The organism is Pseudomonas sp. 25 R 14 (genome assembly GCF_900004755.1).
Lineage (GTDB): Bacteria > Pseudomonadota > Gammaproteobacteria > Pseudomonadales > Pseudomonadaceae > Aquipseudomonas > Aquipseudomonas brenneri.
Genome location: NZ_CVTS01000053.1, coordinates 61,908 through 68,174, shown reverse-complemented (window position 1 = coordinate 68,174; position 6,267 = coordinate 61,908). Strand labels below are relative to the sequence as shown.

The window sequence follows — 6,267 nt, the reverse complement described above, 5'->3', positions numbered from 1 at the left end:
ACCGCCTCGAACAAGTCCGCCACCAGGCCGTAATCAGCCACCTGGAAGATCGGCGCTTCTTCGTCCTTGTTGATCGCAACGATCACTTTGGAGTCTTTCATACCGGCCAAATGCTGGATCGCGCCGGAGATACCGACCGCGATGTACAGCTGTGGCGCAACGATCTTGCCGGTCTGGCCGACCTGCATGTCGTTGGGTACGAAGCCTGCGTCGACCGCCGCGCGCGAAGCGCCGACCGCCGCGCCCAGCTTGTCGGCCAGGGCGTACAGGTGCTTGAAGTTGTCACCGTTCTGCATGCCACGACCGCCGGAAACGACGATCTTGGCAGCGGTCAGCTCAGGGCGGTCCGACTTGGCCAGTTCTTCGCCAACAAAGCTGGAAGTGCCAGCATTGTGCACAGCCGCAACGGCTTCAACGGCAGCCGAACCCCCTTCCGCGACAACCGGGTCGAAGCCGGTGGCGCGTACGGTGATGACTTTGACGGCAGCTGTCGATTGCACGGTGGCAATGGCGTTACCGGCGTAGATCGGGCGCTTGAAGGTGTCGGCGCTTTCCACCGAAACGATCTCGGAGATCTGGTCGACGTCCAGCTGCGCGGCAACGCGTGGCAGGATGTTTTTGCCGTTGGAGGTAGCGGCAGCCAGGATGTGGCTGTAGGAAGCGCCAAGCTCTGCAACCAGAGGCGCGACGTTTTCCGGCAGTTGGTGCGCGTAGGCAGCGTTGTCAGCCAGCAGTACTTTGCTCACGCCAGCTACTTTTGCTGCGGCTTCAGCCACGGCGCCAGCGCCTTGACCGGCGACCAGTACGTGGATGTCGCCACCGATTTTGGCGGCGGCAGCAACGGTGTTCAGGGTGGCCGGGGCCAGCACCTTGTTATCGTGTTCGGCGATTACGAGGATAGTCATGATCAGATCACCTTCGCTTCGTTTTTCAGTTTCTCGACCAGTTCAGCCACCGACTTGACCTTGATCCCCGCGCTGCGTGCAGCTGGCGCTTCGACTTTGACGGTCTTGTTGGTGGAGGCGGTGGAAACGCCCAAAGCATCAGGAGTCAGCACTTCAAGAGGCTTTTTCTTGGCTTTCATGATGTTTGGCAGGGACGCATAACGCGGCTCGTTCAAACGCAGGTCGGTGGTGACGATGGCCGGCAGTTTCAGGGAAACCGTCTGTGCGCCGCCGTCGATTTCGCGGGTCACGGCAACGCTGTCGCCGCTGACTTCGACTTTCGAGGCGAAGGTGCCCTGGCCATAACCGGTCAGTGCAGCCAGCATCTGGCCAGTCTGGTTGTTGTCGCTGTCGATCGCCTGTTTACCGAGGATCACCAGTTGTGGCTGCTCCTTGTCGACAACGGCTTTGAGCAGCTTGGCAACGGCCAGCGAGGTCAGTTCTTCAGCGGATTCGACGAGCACCGCGCGGTCGGCACCCAGCGCCAGAGCGGTACGCAGCTGCTCTTGAGCAGTGGATGGCCCTACGCAAATGACGACGATTTCAGTCGCGATGCCCTTTTCTTTCAGGCGTACGGCTTCTTCCACAGCGATTTCGCAGAAGGGGTTCATCGACATTTTGACGTTAGCCAGATCGACGCCGCAATTGTCCGCCTTGACGCGAACTTTCACGTTGTAATCGACCACTCGTTTGACTGCGACGAGGACTTTCATAATGGATCTCTCAGTGTGAAAAAAACGGCATTCAAGCGGCATCAAGCAAGGCGGCATAGGCCTTGAGGTGATAGTCATCGTCACCGAATTGATGGCTGAGCATCACCAGACGTTTGGCGTGGTGCGCCAGGGAATATTCCCACGTCATGCCGATCCCGCCGTGCAGCTGGATTGCCTGTTCGGCAATGCTGCGCGCGGCGCGGGTGACGATGAACTTGGCGGCGGCCAGGGTCCGGGTGCGTTCAAGGCTGTGCGCTTCGTCGCAGCAGCACGCGGCCAGGATGGCCATGCTGGTGGCCTGTTCCAGTTCGGTGCGCATGTCGACCATACGGTGCTGCAGCACCTGGAACTGACCAATGGCCACACCAAACTGCTGACGGGTCTTCAGGTATTCCAGGGTCAGGCGACAAGCTTCCTGCATGCTGCCCAGGGCATCCGCGCACTGTGCGGCAATCGCCCGCCCTTGTTGATAACGCAACGCTGCCAAGGCCTGGCCTGGTTCACCCAGTACCTGATCAGCAGAGACCTGCACCTTGTCCAGGTACAGGTCGCAGGCTTTGCGGCCATCGACCGTAGGATAAGTGCGGCGCTCGACACCGACGGCCTGGGGATCAATCAAGAACAGGCCAATGCCCTGCTCATCACGACTCTCACCGCTGACCCGTGCGCTGACCAGCATCAAGCCGGCCTGATGCCCGCCGATCACCACGGCTTTCCTACCGGTCAGCGTCCAGCCCTCGGCCGTCTGTTCGGCACGGGTCTGCACATCGTTCAGGTGGTAGTGGCTCTGGGGTTCGGCAAAGGCCGTGGCCAGCAGCAATTGACCGCTGGCCACTTGTTGCAACAGGTCTTGCTGGGCCGGGCTGCCGAGTTGCATCAGTAACCCTCCCGCATAAATCACCGACTCCACATAAGGTTCCAGGCACAAGCCTCGGCCGAACTCAGTCATCAACAGCATCGTGTCGACGCCGCCCCCGCCAAAACCACCCAGGGCCTCGGGAAACGGCACTGCCGTCAGCCCCAACTCACCCAGTTGCTGCCAGAAGGCAAGGCTGAAGCCCGCCTCGCTCTGGGCATACTGCTCTCGCGCCTCGAAGCTGTAGGCATCGCGTACCAGGCGTGTCGCCGTGTCTTGCAGCATTTGCTGCTCTTCGGTCAGTTTGAAGTCCATGGTCAGAGCCCCTTACAGTTCGAGAATCATCTTGGAGACGATGTTTTTCTGAATTTCGTTGGAGCCGCCGAAGATCGACAGCTTGCGCAGGTTGAAATACTGGCTGGCCAACGCCACGCTGTAGTCGGCGTGCAGGGGTTCGCCTGGGTAATCCAGGTCCAACTCTTCTTCCAGAAACGGCAACGCGTACGGCCCGATCACCTTGCGCAGCAAGTGGCTGATCGCCTGGCGGACTTCAGTGCCCTTGACCTTGAGGATCGAACTTTCTGCCCCCGGCACCCCGCCGTCCTTGGCCGCAGCCAGGGTACGCAGCGTGCTCATTTCGGTGGCCATGAGTTGCATCTCCACCTCCGCGACCTGGGCGCGAAACAGCGGGTCGTCGAATATCGGCCGGCCTTCGCTCATCTGCTTGCGGGCAATGCGCTTGAGGTGGGCCAGCGCGGCCTTTGACGCGCCGATCCCCGCCAGGCCCGTGCGCTCATAGGTGAGCAGGTATTTGGCACACGTCCAGCCGTGGTTTTCTTCGCCAACCAGGTTCTGCACCGGCACCTTGACGTTGTCGAAGAACACCTCGTTGACTTCGTGCTCACCATCCAGGGTGATGATCGGCCGCACGCTGATGCCAGGGCTGGTCATATCGATCAGCAGGAAGGAAATACCCCGCTGCTTCTGCGCCTGCGGGTCGGTACGCACCAGGCAGAAAATCATGTTGGCGTGCTGGCCCAGGGTGGTCCAGGTCTTCTGGCCATTGACGATGTAAACGTCACCCTCGCGCACCGCACGGGTTTTCAGCGAGGCCAGGTCAGAACCGGCGCCGGGTTCCGAGTAGCCCTGGCACCACCAGTCCTCGCCGCTGAGGATGCGCGGCAGATAGTGGTCTTGTTGCTGTGGCGTGCCGAACTTGATGAGCACCGGGGCTACCATGTTGACCCCAAACGGAATGCTGCGCGGCGCACCCACCAGCGCACATTCCTCTTCGTAAATGTGCTTCTCTACCGCGCCCCAGCCAGTGCCGCCAAAGGCCACTGGCCAATGGGTGGCGTACCAACCCTGCGCGTTCTGGATTGCCTGCCAGCGCAGGTGGTCATCCTTGGACAAGGGCTTGCCCAGGCGCACCTTGTCGGCCAGGTCCTGGGGCAGTTTGTCCTTGAGGAAGGACCTGACTTGATCGCGAAACGCCAGTTCTTCAGCGGTAAAATGAATATCCATGTGTTTCTCCAAGCCGTTGATAGACCGTGAAGCAGGCCGTTATGAGTCCAGTTTCCAGTCGGCGAAACGCCGCCCTTCTGCCGCCAGCTTCTCCAGCAATGGCGCCGGCTCCCACCAGGCGCCGAAGCGTTGGTGGAACTCGCGAATACGGGCCAGTACGTTGTCCAGGCCAAGGCTGTCGGCATAAAACATCGGGCCGCCTCGCCAGGCGGCAAAACCGTAGCCGTTGAGGTAGATCACATCGATGTCGCTGCTGCGCCGGGCGATGCCTTCCTGCAGAATTTTTGCGCCCTCGTTGATCAAGGCGAACACGCAGCGCTCGACGATGTACTCATCGCTCAAGGCGCGGCGCTCGATGCCTTTCTCGCGGGAGACGGCTTCCAGCAACGGCAACAGTTCAGGGTTGGGCTCGGGACGGCGGGAGCCGGGGGCGTAGCAGTAGAAGCCCTGGCCGGTCTTCTGGCCGAGCATGCCGGCCGCGTACAACGTGTCGAGGACATCGGGCAGCGGGTAGTTCGATGGCAGCGTGGCGCGCTGGCGTTGGCGAATGCTCCAGCCAATATCCAGCCCGGACAGATCGCGCATGGCATTCGGGCCCATGGCCAGGCCGAAGTTGCGCAAGGCACCATCAACCTGCTCCGGGGTAGCGCCCTCCTCCAGCAAGAACTCGGCCTCGCGGCCATACTGGAAGATCATCCGGTTGCCGACAAAGCCATCACAGACGCCCACCACCACGGCAATCTTGTTCAGCCTCTTACTCAGTTGCATGACCGTGGCCAACACCTCAAGACCGGTGTGCCGACCGCGCACGACTTCAAGCAGACGCATGACGTTGGCCGGGCTGAAAAAGTGCAGGCCCACCACGTCTTCAGCCCGTGACGTGAAGCCGGCGATAACGTCCAGATCCAGTGACGAAGTATTGCTGGCAAGGATCGCGCCGGGCTTGCACACCTGATCCAGGCGTTCGAACACCTGGCGCTTGACCTCCAGGCTTTCAAACACCGCCTCGATCACCAGGTCGGCAGTGGCCAGTTCGCTGTAGTCCACCCCGCCATGCAGCAGTGCCAGGCGCTGCTCCATCACGGCAGGGCTCAAGCTGCCACGGGCGACGCTGGCTTCGCAGGTTTCTCGGGCGCGTTGTAATGCCCGCTGCAGGGCGGGCTCGTCGACTTCCATCAACATCACGGCAATACCGGCGCTGACAAAACTCAAGGCGATGCCCACGCCCATGGTGCCGCCACCGATCACCCCGACGCGCTCAATGGCACGCACCGGTGTGTCCTTGGGCAAGTCGTCGATATGAGCGCATTGGCGCTCGGCAAAAAAACCGTGGACCAGGGCCGCACGCTGCTCGGAAGCCAGGCATTCCTGGAACAGTGCGCGCTCGCGTTGCAAACCTTCGACCAGCGGCAACAAGGTCGCCGCTTCTACGGCGGCGACACAACGGGGTGGCGAAAAGAACCCCGGCAAACGCTTGGCGACGTCGGCGCGCTTGGCGGCGATCAATGCGCCGTTGTCGACGCCCTTGAGCGCCGCAGCCTGCTCGCCGGTACGCCGTACGCCCAAGCCGCTGTCCAGTATCCGTTGAGCAAAAGCGATTCCGGCGGCGCGGGGATCACCGTCAAACAGCTCATCGACAATCTGATGTTCCCGGGCTTGAAGAGCATTGATGGGCTGGCCTGAGACAATCATCTCCAGCGCCTTGGCCACCCCCGCCAAACGGGGCAAGCGCTGCGTGCCACCCGCCCCCGGCAGCAACCCAAGCTTGACCTCCGGCAGCCCAACCTTGGCATCGCGGCGCGCGATTCGATAGTGACAACCCAGGGCCATTTCCAGGCCGCCGCCCAGGGCCGTGCCATGGATCACCGCAACGCAGGGCTTGTCGCTTTGTTCGTAGGCGTTGACCACTTCCGGCAGGCTCGGCGCCTGAGGTGGTTTGCCGAACTCCTTGATATCCGCCCCGGCAATGAACGTGCGACCGCTGCACAGCAACACCAGCACCTTGGCCTGCGTGTCGATCTGGGCCTGGTGCAAGGCCCGCAGCAAACCTTCACGCTGGGCCTGGCCAAGGGCGTTGACCGGCGGGTTGTTGAGGGTGATCAGTGCAACCTCGCCTTGACGCTCGTAGTTGACGCTGGAATTCATCTGAGCCTCGACACATTGTTTTTATTGGAATCATATTCCGCGCTGCGGAACATACGAATCGATATTATCAAAGAGACATGTTTTG

5 protein-coding genes are annotated in these 6,267 nt (G+C 61.3%); all 5 read right to left on the bottom strand.

The window, feature by feature from the left end:
• A partial coding sequence (locus BFQ03_RS20525) for an electron transfer flavoprotein subunit alpha/FixB family protein (protein WP_065943545.1) occupies positions 1-905 on the bottom strand: 905 nt, incomplete at its 3' end.
• Positions 906-907: 2 nt separating this feature from the next.
• Positions 908-1,657, bottom strand: coding sequence for an electron transfer flavoprotein subunit beta/FixA family protein (locus BFQ03_RS20520; protein ID WP_065943882.1), 750 nt, complete (start codon positions 1,655-1,657; stop codon positions 908-910).
• Positions 1,658-1,688: 31 nt separating this feature from the next.
• Positions 1,689-2,828 carry an acyl-CoA dehydrogenase family protein gene (locus tag BFQ03_RS20515; protein ID WP_065943881.1) on the bottom strand — a complete coding sequence of 380 codons (1,140 nt, stop codon included), beginning with the start codon at positions 2,826-2,828 and terminating at the stop codon, positions 1,689-1,691.
• Positions 2,829-2,840: 12 nt separating this feature from the next.
• Positions 2,841-4,037, bottom strand: coding sequence for an acyl-CoA dehydrogenase family protein (locus BFQ03_RS20510; RefSeq protein WP_065943880.1), 1,197 nt, complete (start codon positions 4,035-4,037; stop codon positions 2,841-2,843).
• A gap of 39 nt (positions 4,038-4,076) precedes the next feature.
• Complete coding sequence (locus tag BFQ03_RS20505; RefSeq protein ID WP_065943879.1) at positions 4,077-6,182, bottom strand: 3-hydroxyacyl-CoA dehydrogenase NAD-binding domain-containing protein; 2,106 nt, start codon at positions 6,180-6,182, stop codon at positions 4,077-4,079.
• Positions 6,183-6,267: the final 85 nt, after the last annotated feature.

Excerpts from the sequence above, each read along its gene's own strand:
- BFQ03_RS20510 (WP_065943880.1), bottom strand. The coding sequence starts at position 4,037 with ATGGATATTCATTTTACCGCTGAAGAACTGGCGTTTCGCGATCAAGTC.
- BFQ03_RS20515 (WP_065943881.1), bottom strand. The coding sequence starts at position 2,828 with ATGGACTTCAAACTGACCGAAGAGCAGCAAATGCTGCAAGACACGGCG.
- BFQ03_RS20505 (WP_065943879.1), bottom strand. The coding sequence starts at position 6,182 with ATGAATTCCAGCGTCAACTACGAGCGTCAAGGCGAGGTTGCACTGATC.
- BFQ03_RS20520 (WP_065943882.1), bottom strand. The coding sequence starts at position 1,657 with ATGAAAGTCCTCGTCGCAGTCAAACGAGTGGTCGATTACAACGTGAAA.